Below are 15,615 nucleotides of genomic sequence, written 5' to 3'. Positions count from 1 at the left end.
TTCGGCGCGTGGGTGCATGCCCGGCACTACATGAACCGCCGGGCGATCCATCGGTTATCCACCGCGCCGGACCCCGGTTTCTTGCAGCGTTTGGAGCTGGCGTATGAGAGGTTTTTCGCCCATTGAGGGCCGTGTGCAGCGGCCCCTACAACTGATAACTGAAACTCAGGCTATAGCGCGGCTTGCGGTTGAAGGTGTCGAGGGCTTCGTCGGCCAGGGGTTTGGCCGCTTCCAGGGCGATGTTGTAGTACTTGGCGTCGCCAAAGCGCAGGCCGATGGCGGCGGAGGAGAGGTCGTTGCCTTTGACCGGCAGGTCGTTGAACCAGGCCTTGGAGCGGTCGAGCACCACGTAGGGTTGCAGGATGCGCAGCCAGGTGCTGTCGCGGTTGTGGCTGTAGTTGACCTCGTAGGCCACGCCCCAGCCCTTGTCGCCGGAGGCCTGGTCGTCGGGGTAGCCACGGCCAAAGTTCTGCCCACCGAACACGGCGCGTTCGCTGTCGGGCAGGGTGTCTTGGGTCCAGTAGAGCGCGGCGGAAAGTACCCCTTGCCAGTTGCTGAAGAACTTGTCGCTTTGCACCCCGGACAGGCGCAGGCGGATGAAGTCCAGGTCGTAGGCGCGGTTGTCGCTGTTGGTGCCGAGGCTGTCGATGCCCTGGTAGACGCCACCGCTGAGGATGCGCAATTGGGTTTCGTTGGCTTTGCGCCAGTCGCCTTCAAAGGCCAGGGCGCGGATGTCGGTTTTGTCTTCCACGCTCAGCGGGTAGCCGACCACTTGGTAGCGGGTCTTGTCGTTGACCGCGTAGAAGCGCGAGCTGAGGTTGAGCACTTCGGTGGGCGAGGCGATGAAGGGGTGGGTGAGGCCGATGGAGTAGCGGTCGTTTTCGCGGTGCGGTTTGAGTTGCAGGCCATTGGCGAGCTGCACGTGGGTGCCTGGGTCGGCGCGGTAGCGCGAACCGTACAGGCTCAATTGGGTGCCTTCGGCGTTGAGGAACTGGCTGTAGTCCAGGCGATAGTAGTGCTCGTGGTCGTCGCCCGGTGGGAACAGGCCGCTGACGCTGACCTGCTCGGCCATCGCGGTGTGGGCATTGCTGGTCAGCCCCAGCAGGGCCTGGGGGCCGTTGCGGTTGTCGTCGGTGGTGTTGAGGCTGCTGGTGAAGGGTTTGCGGCTGGCTTGGGCGATCAGGTACGCCGCGCCGTCGGTGGTGCCCGGCGGCGGCACTTGTGCCTGCACGGTGATGCCGGGGATGCGGCTCATCAGCGTGGTGTAGCGCTCGAACGTTGCGCGCGTGAGCGGGCGTTCGGCCTTGAGCTTGGCCACCAATTGCTCGAAGTAGGCTGAGACTCGGCCGATGTCGCCCTGCAGTTGGTAGTCCTTGATATAGCCCTCCACCAGCACCACGCGCACCACGCCGCCATCAAAGCTTTGCTGGGGCAGGAAGGCGTAGGACAGCAAGTAGCCATCGTCCTGGTAGCGGCGCGTGAGGGCGCGGGTGGCTTCGATCAATTGCGCCAGGGTCACTTCGTGTCCCAGCAGCGGCTGGTAGGCCTGGGCCACGTCCTCCAGCGGGTAGATCGTGCCGCCCTCGATGTTGAGCTTCTTGATGGTGACCTGGGTGTCCATCATCAACTGCTGCGGCTGAGGCGCCGGGGTGGGTAACTGCAACTGCGGCGTCACCGGGCGGTAGGCGTCGGCGGGCAGGTTGGGCGCGGGCAGGTTGCGGATGGTTTCGTTGCTGTTGAGGAAGGTGGGCAGGGATTCGGCGTAGGCGTAAGGGCACAGGCTGAGCAACAACAGGGAAGCCAAAGCGCGCATAGGACACTCCATGGTCAGACCACATCGCGAAAGGACTGTCGATCCGAGTGGACCGTTATGCTCCAAAAAGAAAAAGACAGAAGATTCGCCTGAACCTTCTGTCTCCAACCAAGCGTAGGCGCTGTAGGAAGGGCCGTCGAATCGGCCAGGTGCATTTCTTAGTGGTTCAGGCTGCCCTTGAGGTTGTTGAGCAGGCCACCCAAACCGCCGTTAGTGGCCCCCCCCGTGCTGCCGGTGCCCGTGAGGGTGCTGACCGCCGAGACCGTGCCGCCAGCGGTGGTAACCACACCGCCGACCGCCTTGACCACAGGGTTAGGCGTGCTGGCCGCGATGCTTGCGCCGGCCCCGCTGACCGCACCGCCCAGTTGGCTGGTGATGGCGCTGACCGGGGCGGCCAGGCCCGTGGCGGCGGTCACTTGTTGGGTGGCGCTGGCCACCGCAGTGGTGACCGGGTTCAGGCCGCTGCCGATGGCGTTGCCGAGGCTGGCCAGGGGCGCGGTGGCGGCGGTGTTGGCCACGCCAGTCCCGCCCAGGGCACCGCCGGTCACGGCGACGAGGGTGCCGGCGCTGCCACCGGTGACGGCGGTGGCGCTGACCAGTGGGTTGGTGTTGCCGGCATTCAGGCCGCCGGTGGCGTTGACCACTGCGCCGCCCACCACTTCCAGCAGGCCAGTGCCGCCCAGGCCTGGCGTGCTGCCGCCACCGGTGGCGGGTGCCACGTAGTTGCCGGCTTTATCCAGGGTGCCGCCGACGTTGCTCAGGGCGCCGCCGAGGGTGTTGCTCAGCGGGTTGCCGTTGCCGGCGGCGGTCACTTTGTCGCCCAGGCCATCGACCACGTTCGCCACGCCGTTCACCGTGCCATTGAGCGGGGCTGCCAGGCCCGTGGCATTGGTGGCTTTGCTGATGACGTTTTCTGCCAGGGTCACCACCGGCACCGCGACTTTATTGCCCACTGCGTCGGTGAGCTTGCCCAGCGGGCCGTCGCTGGTGATGTGGGTCAGGGTGTCGCCGAGCATGCTGACTTTCTCCCCGACCTGGCCCACCACTGGGGTGACCTTGGCGACGATATCGCCCACCAGGGGAATGCTGCCGGTGGCGGTGTTGAGTTTGCCGCTCAGGTCCGTCACGCCATCGCCCACATTGCCGACCACTTTGCCTACGGTGGCGGTGGTGTCGCTCAGGGCGTTGGGGTTGCTGCCCAGGGTGCCGAGGCCGCCGCTCAAACCATCGCCAACGGTACCGACCACATTGTCGGTGGTGTGGGTGACGCTTTGCACGATGCCGCCGACCACAGGGGTGCCCGCCAAGCCATCGCCGATGGCGCCCACGCCATCGCCCACGCCCGTGACGGTATCGCCCACTTGATCGACCACGGTGCTGGTGACCAGGGGTGGGGTGGTGGTGCCGCCGCCCGTACCGCCGCCGGTTCCACCTGTGCCGCCTCCGGTGCCACCACCTGTACCGCCAGTACCGCCGCCGGTGCCACCACCCGTACCGCCCGTACCCCCACCGGTTCCGCCCGTGCCGTCATCGGTGCCGCCATTGCCGGCGTCGGTGGAGCTGTCCGGGGTGGAGCTGCTGGAACGGCTCTTATGGCCGCCACCGCCGCTGCTGCAACCGCCCAGGGAAAGGGCCAGGATCAGGGCCACTGCCGTGCATGCTTTCAATGAAATTTGAGTTTTCATGGGATTTATTCCTTGCACCTGTACAACGCTCGTTGTTTTCGATGGCTCGCCAGTTCTGTCGCTGGCGATGCCTTCGTCCGTGAGCCCATAACAATCCCAGATGCTGTTTGGCGCCATTCTCAACTTGGTATTAATAACTTATATACCCGGCCGCCAGGCCCGGTTCCATTGGTCTTATCCGGAATAAAAAATGTTTTGAATCAGTGACATGGCAGGTCGTAAGAGGCGAAGCTAACGGGAAATAAACTTTAGTTATATATATACAATTAAGCAGTGCGACACCCCGCCAGCACAGGGTTAATCACGGGCCCTTTATTCTTTTACTTAATGAATACTCAGGTGTAACTAGGTATTGCCGTATACTCCGCGCACCTTATTTTCTGTTGGAGAGCTTTATGCCTGCCCCTGTCTGGTGGCTGTTGTGCCTGCCCTTTGTCGCCGGTGCGTTCCTGCCGTTGCAGGCGGGCATCAATGGCCAGTTGGCGAAAAATGTATCGAGTGTGTTGGCGGCGGCGTTTATCTCGTTTTTCGTCGGCACCATGGCGCTGTTGTTGCTGGTGCTGGTACAGCGCGAAGTGCCGACCCTGGCGGCGCTGAAAACCCTGACCTGGTGGCACTGGAGCGGCGGTTTGCTGGGTGCGTTTTTCATCACCACGGCAGCCTTCGCCGGGCCGCGTATCGGCGCCATGTTGTTCATGGCCCTGGTGCTGGCCGGGCAGTTGGGCATGGCCCTGGCGCTGGATCACTTCGGCTGGGCAGGGTTTCGCGAAGCGCCTATCAGCGCCTTCAAAATCGCCGGGTTGGTGTTGATTTTGGCCGGGGTGTTCCTGATCCGGCGCGGTTGACCCCCTGCTTGCTACCTACGGCGTCAGCGCACGCCAATGCCCGGTCATGTGTTCGATCTCGCCACCCACCAAACACAACGCCCCCTGCGGCCCCGGTTCACTGGCCAGCAACGTCACCGCCCCGGGCAAGCGCAGCGGTTTTTTGAAGCTCACGCTTATCTCGTAGCCACTGGCCGGCAACCGCTCGCCCAGGGCGGCGAGGGTGCGGGCCTTGCTCCACAAGCCGTGGGCGATGGCTTGGGGCAAGCCGAACAGTTTGGCGCTCAAGGCACTGAGGTGGATCGGGTTGTAGTCCCCCGACACCCGGGCATAGCGGCGGCCGATATCGGCGGGTGCGTTCCAGTGCTCCAGCGCCGTTAGCGCCAGGGGCTCGGGCGCTTCTGGCGCGGTGGGTTCGCCGGGCAACTTCACGCCTTTGCACAGCAGGCGGCTTTCGGCCTCCCACAGCAGGCCCAAGTTGTCTTCCAAGCGGGTGACCAAATCGAACACGGCGCCTTTGGCGTGGGGTTGCAGGTTGTGCACGTGCACGCTCACCCAGGCACTGGCCACGCCGCCCAGGGGCCGCAACACGCGAATGCGGTTGTGCAGGTGGATCAACCCCAGCAGCGGGAAGGGGAAGTCCTGGGCGGTGAGCAACTGCATTTGCAGGGGGAAGGCCAGCACATGGGGATAGGTCGGCGGCAGCCACGCACTCTCGGTAAAGCCACAGACCTGGCGATACGCCGCCAACCGTCGCGGCTCGACCTGCACGGCGCAGCGCAGGCCATCGACCGGCAGGTCGCTGCCGTGGACCTTGCGCCGCAGTGCGGCTTTCACATACAGCCCCGGTAACGCGGGCGGATGGCTGAGGTCGTGCCAATGAACAGTCATGGTCAAGCCCCCAGCACGCTTTGCCCGCACACCCGCAAGGCCTGGCCGCTGACCGCGCCGCTGCCGGGCTGGGCGAGCCAGGCCACGGCTTCGGCCACATCCTGGGGCAACCCGCCCTGGCCCAGGGAACTCATGCGCCGCCCGGCCTCGCGCAGGGCGAAGGGGATGTGGGCGGTCATCTGGGTTTCGATAAACCCTGGCGCCACGGCGTTGATGCTGATGCCGCGGCCATGCAGCAACGGCGCCCAGGCCTCGGCCAGGCCGATCAAGCCGGCCTTGCTCGCCGCGTAGTTGGTTTGCCCGCGGTTGCCGGCGATGCCGCTGATGGACGCCAGCAGGATTACCCTGCCGTTGTCCGCCAGGGTGCCGCTGTCCAGCAGGGCCTGGGTGAGGGTTTGCGGCGCTTGCAGGTTGACCGCCAGCACCGCGTCCCAGAATTCCGGGGTCATGTTGGCCAGGGTTTTGTCGCGGGTGATGCCGGCGTTGTGCACCACGATGTCGATGCCGTCCGGCAGTTGTTCGATCAACTGCGCGCCGGCATCCGCCGCGCAAATATCCAGGGCCACACTGCGCCCGCCCAGGCGTGCGGCGAGGGCATCGAGGTCGGCGCGAGCCTGGGGCACGTCCAGCAGCACCACGTGGGCGCCGTCGCGGGCCAGGGTTTCGGCGATGGCCGCGCCAATGCCGCGGGCGGCGCCGGTGACCAACGCCTTGCGCCCGGCCAGCGGGCGGCTCCAGTCCTGCACTTGGGTGGCGCAGGCCTGTAGGCGCACAACCTGGCCCGAGACGTAGGCGCTTTTGGGTGACAGGAAAAACCGCAGCGCCCCTTCGAGCTGGCTTTCGGCGCCCGCGCCCACATAGAGCAATTGCAGGGTGGCGCCGTTGCGCAGTTCTTTGGCCAGCGAGCGGGCGAAGCCTTCGAGGGCACGCTGGGCGCTGGCGGCGAAGGGCTCGTCGAGGCTTTGCGGGGCGCGGCCGAGGAGCACCAAGTGGGCGCTGTTGTCCAGGTTGCGCAGCAGCGGCTGGAAGAACTCGCGCAGTTGCTTGAGCTGCTCCACCGAGGTCAGGGCGCTGGCGTCGAACACCACGGCCTTGAGGCGCGGGCCGTGGCCGGGAATCCACGCCTGGGCGGGCGCGGCGTCGCTGGCGTAGCTGTACACCGCGTCGGTCAATTTGTGGGCAAAGGCTGCGATCGGCGCCACCAGCGGCCCGCCGCCCAGCAGCAATGCGCCTTCGATGGGCCGCAGGCGCCCGGCCTGCCAGCGTTCCAGGCGAACCGGCGACGGCAGGCCAAGGGCGCCGACCAGGCGATGGCCGAGGGCCGAGTTGGCGAAGTCGATATAACGGTCAGACATGGAACACTCTCCAAGGGCGGGGACTCAAAGTGTGGACCATGAATGGCGATCAGTCGTTCGATCGCCTTGGATACGGCCTACGCTTGTGGGTCTGTAGCCTTTCAAACACTAGGGAGCTTTCCATGACTCAATTGCGCCGCGTCGCGATTATCGGCGGTAACCGCATTCCGTTCGCCCGCTCCAACGGCGCCTATGCCACCGCGAGCAATCAGGCGATGCTCACCGCCGCCCTGGAGGGCTTGATCGAGCGCTACAACCTGCACGGCTTGCGCCTGGGCGAGGTGGTAGCCGGGGCGGTGCTCAAGCATTCGCGCGACCTGAACCTGACCCGCGAATGCGTGCTCGGCTCGCGGCTGTCCCCGGCCACGCCGGCCTATGACGTGCAAATGGCTTGCGGCACGGGGCTGGAGACGGCGCTGCTGGTGGCCAACAAAATCGCCCTGGGGCAGATCGAATGCGGCGTGGCGGGCGGCGTGGACACCACCTCCGACGCGCCGATCGCCATCAATGAAGGGTTGCGCCGCATCCTGCTGCAAGCCAACCGGGCGAAAACCACCGGTGACAAATTCAAGGCCTTCCTGCAACTGCGCCCCGGGCACCTGGTGCCGCAGTTCCCGCGCAACGGCGAGCCGCGCACCGGGTTGTCCATGGGCGAGCACTGCGAATTGATGGCCCAGGCCTGGAGCATCCCCCGCACCGAACAGGACCAACTGGCCCTGCTCAGCCATCAGCACATGGCCGCTGCCTACGCCGAAGGCTGGCACGACGATTTGCTTACGCCGTTCATGGGCCTAACCCGCGACAACAACGTGCGCCCGGACCTGACCCTGGAAAAACTCGCCGGCCTCAAGACCGCGTTCGAGCGCAGCGCCAAGGGCACCCTGACGGCAGGCAACTCCACGCCCCTGACGGACGGCGCGTCCCTGGTGTTGCTCGGTAGCGAGGCCTGGGCCAAGGAGCGCGGGTTGCCGGTTCTGGCCTACCTGCGCGATGGCGAGGCGGCCGCGGTGGATTTCGTCGGCGGCGCCGAAGGCCTCTTGATGGCCCCGGTGTACGCGGTGCCACGGTTGTTGGCGCGCAATGGCTTGAGCCTGCAGGATTTTGACTACTACGAAATCCACGAAGCCTTCGCCGCCCAGGTGCTGTGCACCCTCAAGGCCTGGGAAGACCCCGACTACTGCCAGAGCCGCCTCGGCCTGGCCGCACCGCTGGGCGCCATCGACCGTAGCCGCCTCAACGTCAAGGGCAGCTCCCTGGCCGCAGGCCACCCCTTTGCCGCCACGGGCGGGCGCATTCTCGCCAACCTGGGCAAACTGCTGGACGCCGCAGGCAGCGGCCGGGGCCTGATTTCCATCTGCGCGGCGGGCGGGCAAGGCGTGACGGCTATCGTCGAGCGCTGACGCGGGCTGTGGGCAGGGCTTGGGTGGGAGCGAGCCCTGCTTGCGATGGCTGCCCATAGGCTGTGCCGGCCCTATCGCGAGCAGGGCTCGCTCCCACACAGGCCCGCTCCCACAGGGGAGAACCTCAGGTCTTGAACCGGCGCACCAAGCCATCGAGTTCATGGGACAGCCCGGCCAGGCTCTGGGAGTCGAGGCGCGCGGAGTCGGCCAGTTCGGCCACCCGTTGCGCATCGCCGTGGATCTGGCTGATGTGGCGGTTGATGTCTTCGGCAACTTGGTGCTGTTCTTCGGCGGCGGTGGCGATCTGGGTGTTCATGTCGCGGATCACGTCCACCGATTCGCGGATCTGCCCGAAGCTGTTGCGCGCCAGGCCGATGCGGCTGACCGACTCCTGGGACACCTGCAGGCTGGCGTGCATTTGCTGGGTGACCTGGCTGGTGCGTTTGGCCAGGTTGCCCAGCAAACCGTCGATCTCCGCCGTGGAGTCGGCGGTGCGCTTGGCCAGGGCGCGCACTTCGTCGGCGACCACGGCAAAGCCGCGGCCCTGCTCGCCCGCACGGGCGGCCTCGATGGCGGCGTTGAGGGCCAGCAGGTTGGTTTGCTCGGCAATGGAGCGGATGGTGCCGAGGATCGACTGGATGTCGTTGCTGTCGCGTTCCAGTTGTTGCATCGACTGCGCCGACTGTTCGATTTCCTGGCTCAACTGATCGACGCTCTGCACGGCCGCGTCAATCTGCTGCTGGCCTTCGCGGGCCTGGCGCTGGCCGCTGTCGGCGGATTCGGCGGCCTGGCTGCACGAGCGCGCGACTTCGTTGGCGGTGGCGACCATTTCGTGGAACGCCGTGGACACCATGTCCACCGCTTCGCGCTGGCGCCCGGCGGCTTCGGCCATGTCGTGGGACACCTGGGTGGAGCTGCGCGAGGTGTCGAGGATCTTGCCGGCCGCTTGGCCGATGTGCTGGATCAGGCTGCGGATCGCCGCCAGGAACTGGTTGAACCAGTTGGCCAGTTGCGCGGTTTCGTCGCTGCCGCGAATGTTCAGGCTTTTGGTCAGGTCGCCTTCGCCCTGGGCGATGCCTTCCAGGCCACTGGCCACGCTGCGGATCGGGCGCACGATCAGGCTGGCGAAACTGGCACCGACCCCGGCGAACACCACCGCCAGCACCCCGGCGATCAGGGCGATCAACCAGGTCAACTGGGTGGCCGAGCTCATCACTTCGCTGTGTTTAATCAGGCCGATAAAGGTCCAGCCCAGTTGCTCGGAAGGCCACACGTTGGCCATGTAGCGCTCGCCATTGAGCTGGACTTCCACCAGGCCCTTGCCGGCTTTGGCCAGGTCACTGTAGCCCTCGCCAAGGCTGCCCAGGGCCTTGAAGTTGTGCTCCGGTTGCGCCGGGTCCACCAGGACGGTGCCGGAGTTCTCCATGAGCATCAGGTAGCCACTTTCGCCGAGCTTGATCTGCTTGACGATCTCGGTGAGCTGCTTGAGCGTCACGTCGATGCTGACCACGCCGCCGTTACTGCCCAGTTTGTTGTCGATGGTGCGCACGGTGCTGACGTAGGTGGCGTTGTCTTGCGCCCAGTAGTAGGCCGGTGGCCGTATCGGCTTGCCGGGGTTGGCCTGGGCGGCTTGGTACCAGGGGCGTTGGCGCGGGTCGTAGTTGCTCAGCGTGGCATCATCGGGCCACGACACGTAGCCGCCGGCGTTGGTGCCGACAATCGCGTAGGCGTAGGCCGGGTGCGTGGTGCCGAGGTTTTCCAGCAGGCGGAAGATCTGCTTGTCCATGTCGCCTTGGGGGACCTGGGCGGCATCGGCGCTCATGTAGGTCTTGAGGCTGTCGTCGGTGTTGCGGATCAGCGGCTGGGAGGCCAGGTAGTTGACGTTCTGGCTGATGCTGTCGAAGAAGATCTGCATGGCGTTGCTGACCTGGCGGATCTCGCGGCCGCTGCTATCGACAAAGGCCTCTTTGGCATCGTTGCGCAAGTTCAGCCCCACCAAGGTGGCGACCAGTACGACCGGCAAGCAGGCGATGATTGCAAACGCCCAGGTCAGCTTTTGTTTGATGTTCATCCGCGCTCCAGATTTTTCTTGTAGGCCCACGAAGTGATCGCGGATTGACGGCAGCCGTAAACGTCTTGTGTGGTGCGTCGAGTCCTTTCGTCCCGCAGCGGGGAAAGCCTTTGTCACCGGGTCGATGACGGTTTTTTGTTGGAGGCAGACAAACTCCCTTGTCTGTAAGGGCTTCGGCTGGCGCGGCGGGAAATTGAGGTGTCTGAGGAAAAATCCTCAGACACCTGGCGCTGCGGTGTCAGATTCTGTCGCAAATGGTGCTGGGTGTGCGGCATGCTGGGTTTGCCGCGTCGGCTATGATTCCTCGCGGTCGGCATTGGCCCTCGGGTTTTGTCCGAATAATCTGGCACATTGAGTGCATCGGTTGCGTTCATAGGTCGGCAGGCTCTCCCACCGGAGAGAGGATTGCCGTATAACGAGTGACATTCGCGTGTTTGGTAATAAAGGACCCACAATAAAAGCTGATGAAGACTCCAAAACGCATTGAACCCCTGATCGAGGACGGTCTGGTCGACGAGGTGCTGCGCCCACTCATGAGTGGTAAAGAAGCAGCTGTTTATGTGGTGCGCTGCGGTAATGAGCTGCGTTGCGCAAAGGTCTACAAGGAGGCGAATAAACGCAGTTTCCGCCAGGCGGCCGAGTATCAGGAAGGCCGCAAGGTGCGCAACAGCCGCCAGGCGCGGGCGATGGCCAAGGGCTCAAAATTCGGTCGCAAAGAGACCGAGGACGCCTGGCAGAACGCCGAAGTGGCGGCGCTGTTCCGCCTCGCCGGCGCGGGCGTGCGGGTGCCCAAGCCGTTCGATTTTCTTGAAGGCGTGCTGCTCATGGAGCTGATTGCCGACGAGTACGGCGATGCGGCCCCGCGCTTGAACGACGTGGTGCTGGAACCGGAGCAGGCGCGCGAATACCACGCCTTTCTGATCCAGCAGATTGTGCTGATGCTGTGTACCGGCCTGGTGCACGGTGACCTTTCCGAGTTCAACGTGCTGCTTACGCCCACCGGGCCGGTGATTATCGACCTGCCGCAAGCGGTGGACGCGGCGGGCAACAACCACGCGTTCAGCATGTTGGAGCGGGACGTGGGCAACATGGCGTCCTACTTCGGGCGTTTTGCCCCGGAGTTGAAGGCGACCAAGTACGCCAAGGAAATGTGGGCGTTGTACGAAGCCGGCACCTTGCACCCGGCCAGTGTGCTGACCGGCGAGTTCGACGAACCCGAAGAGCTGGCGGACGTGGGCGGGATCATGCGCGAGATCGAGGCCGCGCGCCTCGACGAGGAGCGTCGGCAAGCGGTACGCGCCGCCGACGACGCACCGCCGAGCAAGGCTGAAGAACCGCCTCCACCCTGGATGCAGTGATCGCCCACAAAAAATCCGGCCTCGGCCGGATTTTTTGTGTTCGCCGATAAGCTATTCGGCGTCCAGGTGCAGCGGGGTAATCACCCGGCCATCACTTTCGGCCTCGCCCAGGTTGGCGTCGATGAAGTACACGCGGTCGTCGGCCAGTTGCCCTTTATCCACCAGGTAGTCCTTGATGCTGCTGGCGCGGTCCTGGCCGAGTTGGCGCAGCAGCACATCGCTTTCGCTCCAGAACTTGATGACGCCCTCATGCAGTTTTTCGGTGCGCTCGCGGCGGCTCAGTTGTTCCCATTCGGCCGGTGGCTGGGTTTTCAGACGGGTGCGGTAGATGCCTTCGAGCAGGGGCGCTTTCTCGTCTTCCGGCACTTGCAGCAGCGAAGCCTGGGCCGGCACTTTGTCGCCACGGCGCTGGAGCATCTTGTAGTAGGTGTACTGGTATTCGCGCTCCAGGCGTTGCTCGGCAATCAGCGGGCCGTCGCTGCTGGCGGCGCTGGTGCCTTCGATTTCCAGGCGCAGGGCCGGGCGTTCCTTGAGGGCCTTGGCCAGGGTGGTGAGGGCGGCTTGGGCGTCGCTGCCCAACTCGCTGGAGCCGGGGGCGAAGGACACGGTGCCCAGGTCCTGCGACCCGCCACCGCTGACGAGCCCGCCGATCAACTTGAACGGCGCGGCGGCGGCCTTGACGATGAGGTTGCGCAGGGTTTGCCAGACAATGGGCATCACGCTGAACTGCGGGTTGTTCAGATCGCCCGTGACCGGCAGTTCGATGGAGATCTTGCCGTCCACGTCCTTGAGCAACGCCACCGCCAGTTTCAGCGGCAGGCTGACGGCGTCCGGGCTATCGACCTTTTCGCCCAGTTGCAGTTGCTCGACCACCACTTTGTTCTGGGCCTTGAGCTGGCCCTTGGTAATCAGGTAGTGCAGGTCGAGGTTGAGGCGGCCCTTGCGGATGCGGTAGCCGGCGAACTTGCCGGAGTAGGGCGTGAGCGTGGTCAGTTCGACCCGTTTGAAACTGGTGGCGATATCCAGTGCGGCCATCGGGTCGAAGGGGTTGACGCTGCCCTTGATGGTCACCGGCGCATAGCGGTCGACCTTGCCCTTGACGTCCACGGTGGCCGGTTTGGCCTGGCGGCTGTCGATGGTGCCGATCTGGCCGTTGAGCTGCTGGATGGCGGTGGCGAAGTTGGGCGTGAGGCTGAAGTCGGCGAAGTTGGCCGAACCGTCGTTGATGGCGATGCCGCCGATGTGGATGCCCAGGGGTTTTTCCTGGCTGGCGGCGGGTTTGGCGGCGGCTTTTTTCGCGCCGCTGTCGGCCGGTTGCGGGATCAGCAGGTCGTCGATGTTGGTGGTGCGATCATCGTTAATCATGAAGCGCACATAGGGCTGCTTGAGGTTGATGCGGTTGATCGACAGGCTGTCGCCGTGGCGGTAGTCCAGGCCCTCGACCACCACTTGCTGCCACTTGAGGAAATCGCGGGTTTTCAGGGTGTCGAGGGTGTGCAACTGATCGACCTGGGCGCGGCCGGTGATGCTCAGGGCCAGCGGTTCGGTGCTCTTGAGGTTGACCGCCAGGTCGCTGCCGAGCATGCCGCTGCGCAGTTCCAGGCGAATGAAGGGGCTGATGTAGGACTGGGCGACGCGCAGGTCGATGTCCTTGGTTTGCACCGCGAGCTTGGCGCTGACCGGGTTCAGGTTGACCTCGCCATTGGCCAGGATCTTGCCCTGCTTGCCCAACCCGGTATCGAGCTTGAGGGTGAAGGGCGACTGGTTGAGGCTGTCGAAGTTTTGCAGGTCCAGGTTCAGCGGGCCCAGTTCCAGGGCCACGGCCGGTTTGGCCTGGCGGTCGGCCAGGTGCACGTGGTAGTTGCGCAGTTGCACGTCCTTGAGCAGCACTTGCCAAGGCTTGCCGGGCGGCGCCGGTTGGTCGGCTTTTGGGGTGTCGGCGGTGGCCGGGGCGGTGGCGGCCGCTTTGGACGCCGGCTTGGCCGGTTGGCTGGCAAAGAGCTTTTGCCAGTCGAGTTGGCCATCGGCTTCGCGGGCGGCCCAGGTTTCCAGCTTCTGGCTGCGGATCTTGCCGACGATGACCTGTTGCTTGGCCATGTCGACCGTGGTTTCGCTGATGTCCAGGCGTTCCAGGCGCGCCAGTGGGCGGCCGTCGGGGGCCTTGATGGCGAAAGGGGCGACGCTGACCGCCACGTCGCTGAGCAGCAGTTCGGTCTGCTTGCTCAGGTTGAGTTTGTAGCGGGTGCTGAGGTTGAGCACGCCGTCTTCGAGCACCAGGGGCACGGCGTCACGCACGTAGGGCCACCAGACTTTCATCTTGCCGTCGGTGACTTTCAGGGTGCCTTCGGAGGCAATCGGCACCAGGCTGAAGTTGCCGGTCCAATCGATCTTGCCGCCCTCGGGGCCGGCGGCCACCAGGGTCATGTCGGCGTTGTCGTCGGGCAGGGTGCTGAGGTTTTTCAGCTCCAGGTCCATTTTGTCGTAGAGGAATTCGATCGGCTCGCTGGGGCGCAGGTCCTGGAAGTGCACATAGCCGCCGGCCAGTTTGATGCGCTCGATGCGCAGCGGGAACGGCTTGGCCTCGGGGTCGGCGGGGGTGGGTTCGCTGGCGGGCAGGTTGAACAGGCCCAGCAGGTTGAGCTTGCCGTCCTTGCCGAACAGGATCTGGGTCTTGGGCTTGTCCAGCTCCACGTCCGCCAGGTGCAGGGCGCGGGTCCACAGGCTGTCCAATTGCAGGTTGGCGTAGAGGCGCTCGAAGGCGACTTGCTCCTTGCCCGGTTCGCCGATGTTCAGGCCCCAGACGCTCAGTTCCAGGCTGAACGGGTTGAGTTCGATACGCTGGATGTGGGGGGGGTGGTGGCGTAGTTGGCTAACTGTTGGTTGGCGATGCGCAGGGCAATGCCTGGAAGGATCAAGAAGCCCAGCAAGCTGTAGAGAGCGAGGGCGGTCAACAGGGCGCCAATAGCGCGAATCAATCCTTTGGGCATGTGCGGCGTCATCTGTCTGAATCGGAGTGCCTTGGAGTATGGCACGCCATTCTGGTTCCGAAGTAGCCGTGTTTATTGGCGCCTGAAGTTTGTCTCAGAGTTGCAGGATCAGGGTCTTGAGGGGCGGCTGCCCGTCGTGGGAGGGGAAGTCCGCCCCCGGCGTCATCACCTGCCAGTCGCGTACCGGCCGCCCGGCCTTGTCGGCACAGCGCAGCACCTGCTCGCGCCAGTCGTCGAGGCTGACTTTCGCCAAGTTGTTGCAGCAGATCAGCACGCCATTGTCGGCGGTGGCCAGCAGGGCGGGCTTGAGCAGGCTCTGGTAGTCGCGCAGCAAATCGACAGTACCGAACGCACTTTTGGCCCAGGCCGGCGGGTCGAGTAGCACCAGGTCGTACTGGCGCTGTTCCAGGCGTGGGTAGCTGGGCAGTTTCTGCCCGCGGCGCTGGCTGATGGGCAGCCCGGCGAGTTGGCGGATGGCGGGGAAGTAGTCCGACTGCACGAATTCCATGGCCGGCAGGTGCGGGTTGAGCTGGCCGTTTTCCCGGCCCACGGCCAGGTTGCCTTCGGCGAAGTCCAGGTTGCATACCTCGCGCGCGCCACCGGCCGCTGCGCTGAGGCCGACGCCGCAGGTGTAGGCGAACAGGTTGAGCACGCTTTTACCGGCGCTGTGGTCCTTGACCCAGCCGCGGGTGTTGCGCAGGTCGAGAAACAGCAGCGGGTCTTGCCCGGCATGGCGGCCGCGCACGCGGTAGTTCAGGCCCCATTCGTGGCCGACCAGGTCTTGCAGGGCGGCGTCGTGCGCCTGGTAAATGCTGTCTTGGCGGTCGATGCGCGAGTTGCCCCGGGAGCGGTCGTTGTAGACGAGCAGGGTCGCAAGGCCCAGATGCTCATCGACCAGGGCATGCAGTTGCAGCAAGGCGTCGCGTTCCAGGCTTTGGTGGAAGCTTTGCACCAGCAGTTGCGGGCCGTAGCGGTCGATGGTCAGGCCGCCGGCGCCTTCTTGGCTGCCGTGGAACAGGCGATAGCAATCGGTGCCTTGCCCGTGCAGGGTGGCGAGCAGGTCTTGGCGATGATCGAGGGCGGCGCGCAGCGCCTGATTCAAGGAAGACATGCAAAGCGCCTTGCTGGGGAATGGGGCGCGGGAGTTTAACAGCATTGCCTGGGGCGGCGGGCGGGGCGATAAAGCGGGGCAAACAAAAACGGAGCGTTCGCACGCTCCGTTCTTTTATAC

The 15,615-nt window shown here is 64.8% G+C and carries 9 protein-coding genes and 2 pseudogenes; 3 read left to right on the top strand and 8 right to left on the bottom strand.

Features of this window, described 5'->3' with window-relative positions; genetic code table 11:
• Positions 1–145: 145 nt before the first annotated feature.
• Entirely contained in the window at positions 146–1,813 is a 1,668-nt protein-coding gene (locus AC19YT_RS24140; protein WP_500611142.1) for a ShlB/FhaC/HecB family hemolysin secretion/activation protein, read from the bottom strand.
• A gap of 158 nt (positions 1,814–1,971) precedes the next feature.
• Complete coding sequence (locus tag AC19YT_RS24135) at positions 1,972–3,498, bottom strand: collagen-like triple helix repeat-containing protein (protein WP_500611141.1); 1,527 nt, start codon at positions 3,496–3,498, stop codon at positions 1,972–1,974.
• Positions 3,499–3,893: 395 nt separating this feature from the next.
• On the opposite strand from AC19YT_RS24135, the gene AC19YT_RS24130 reads away from it, so the two are divergent.
• Entirely contained in the window at positions 3,894–4,343 is a 450-nt protein-coding gene (locus AC19YT_RS24130; RefSeq protein WP_095111037.1) for a DMT family transporter, read from the top strand.
• A 15-nt stretch (positions 4,344–4,358) separates the two neighbouring features.
• Here the strand turns inward: AC19YT_RS24130 and AC19YT_RS24125 are convergent, their stop codons facing one another.
• Together AC19YT_RS24125 and AC19YT_RS24120 are read right to left on the bottom strand one after the other, a co-directional pair.
• Positions 4,359–5,213 carry a MaoC/PaaZ C-terminal domain-containing protein gene (locus AC19YT_RS24125; RefSeq protein WP_500611140.1) on the bottom strand — a complete coding sequence of 285 codons (855 nt, stop codon included), beginning with the start codon at positions 5,211–5,213 and terminating at the stop codon, positions 4,359–4,361.
• A gap of 2 nt (positions 5,214–5,215) precedes the next feature.
• Positions 5,216–6,568 carry a 3-oxoacyl-ACP reductase gene (locus AC19YT_RS24120; protein WP_500611139.1) on the bottom strand — a complete coding sequence of 451 codons (1,353 nt, stop codon included), beginning with the start codon at positions 6,566–6,568 and terminating at the stop codon, positions 5,216–5,218.
• A 122-nt stretch (positions 6,569–6,690) separates the two neighbouring features.
• Between AC19YT_RS24120 and AC19YT_RS24115 the strand changes: the two genes are divergently transcribed.
• Positions 6,691–7,968 (top strand): acetyl-CoA C-acetyltransferase, encoded by a 1,278-nt coding sequence (locus AC19YT_RS24115; protein WP_095111034.1) that lies wholly within the window; start codon positions 6,691–6,693, stop codon positions 7,966–7,968.
• Between the two features lie 124 nt (positions 7,969–8,092).
• On the opposite strand, the gene AC19YT_RS24110 is transcribed toward AC19YT_RS24115, so the two are convergent.
• Complete coding sequence (locus AC19YT_RS24110; protein WP_371856253.1) at positions 8,093–8,821, bottom strand: methyl-accepting chemotaxis protein; 729 nt, start codon at positions 8,819–8,821, stop codon at positions 8,093–8,095.
• Positions 8,822–8,950: 129 nt separating this feature from the next.
• Positions 8,951–9,883: pseudogene (locus AC19YT_RS24105) on the bottom strand (cache domain-containing protein); the annotation flags it as partial.
• A gap of 620 nt (positions 9,884–10,503) precedes the next feature.
• Here AC19YT_RS24105 and AC19YT_RS24100 point away from each other — a divergent pair.
• Complete coding sequence (locus AC19YT_RS24100; protein ID WP_095111032.1) at positions 10,504–11,397, top strand: PA4780 family RIO1-like protein kinase; 894 nt, start codon at positions 10,504–10,506, stop codon at positions 11,395–11,397.
• Positions 11,398–11,448: 51 nt separating this feature from the next.
• On the opposite strand, the pseudogene AC19YT_RS24095 reads toward AC19YT_RS24100, so the two are convergent.
• A pseudogene (locus AC19YT_RS24095) lies at positions 11,449–14,384 on the bottom strand (DUF748 domain-containing protein).
• Positions 14,385–14,478: 94 nt separating this feature from the next.
• The gene (locus AC19YT_RS24090; protein WP_500600110.1) at positions 14,479–15,495 is read right to left on the bottom strand and encodes a class I SAM-dependent rRNA methyltransferase; all 1,017 of its coding nucleotides are present in this window, start codon (positions 15,493–15,495) and stop codon (positions 14,479–14,481) included.
• Positions 15,496–15,615 lie beyond the last annotated feature (120 nt).

The organism is Pseudomonas sp. MF08875, assembly GCF_059862525.1.
Note: the sequence above shows the minus strand (reverse complement) of the source record. Positions and strands in the feature narration are given on the sequence as shown.

Bases quoted from the DNA above. Each gene is read 5' to 3' on its own strand.
- AC19YT_RS24140 (WP_500611142.1), bottom strand. From the start codon at position 1,813: ATGCGCGCTTTGGCTTCCCTGTTGTTGCTCAGCCTGTGCCCTTACGCC.
- AC19YT_RS24135 (WP_500611141.1), bottom strand. From the start codon at position 3,498: ATGAAAACTCAAATTTCATTGAAAGCATGCACGGCAGTGGCCCTGATC.
- AC19YT_RS24130 (WP_095111037.1), top strand. From the start codon at position 3,894: ATGCCTGCCCCTGTCTGGTGGCTGTTGTGCCTGCCCTTTGTCGCCGGT.
- AC19YT_RS24125 (WP_500611140.1), bottom strand. From the start codon at position 5,213: ATGACTGTTCATTGGCACGACCTCAGCCATCCGCCCGCGTTACCGGGG.
- AC19YT_RS24120 (WP_500611139.1), bottom strand. From the start codon at position 6,568: ATGTCTGACCGTTATATCGACTTCGCCAACTCGGCCCTCGGCCATCGC.
- AC19YT_RS24115 (WP_095111034.1), top strand. From the start codon at position 6,691: ATGACTCAATTGCGCCGCGTCGCGATTATCGGCGGTAACCGCATTCCG.
- AC19YT_RS24110 (WP_371856253.1), bottom strand. From the start codon at position 8,821: ATGGTGTCCACGGCGTTCCACGAAATGGTCGCCACCGCCAACGAAGTC.
- AC19YT_RS24100 (WP_095111032.1), top strand. From the start codon at position 10,504: ATGAAGACTCCAAAACGCATTGAACCCCTGATCGAGGACGGTCTGGTC.
- AC19YT_RS24090 (WP_500600110.1), bottom strand. From the start codon at position 15,495: ATGTCTTCCTTGAATCAGGCGCTGCGCGCCGCCCTCGATCATCGCCAA.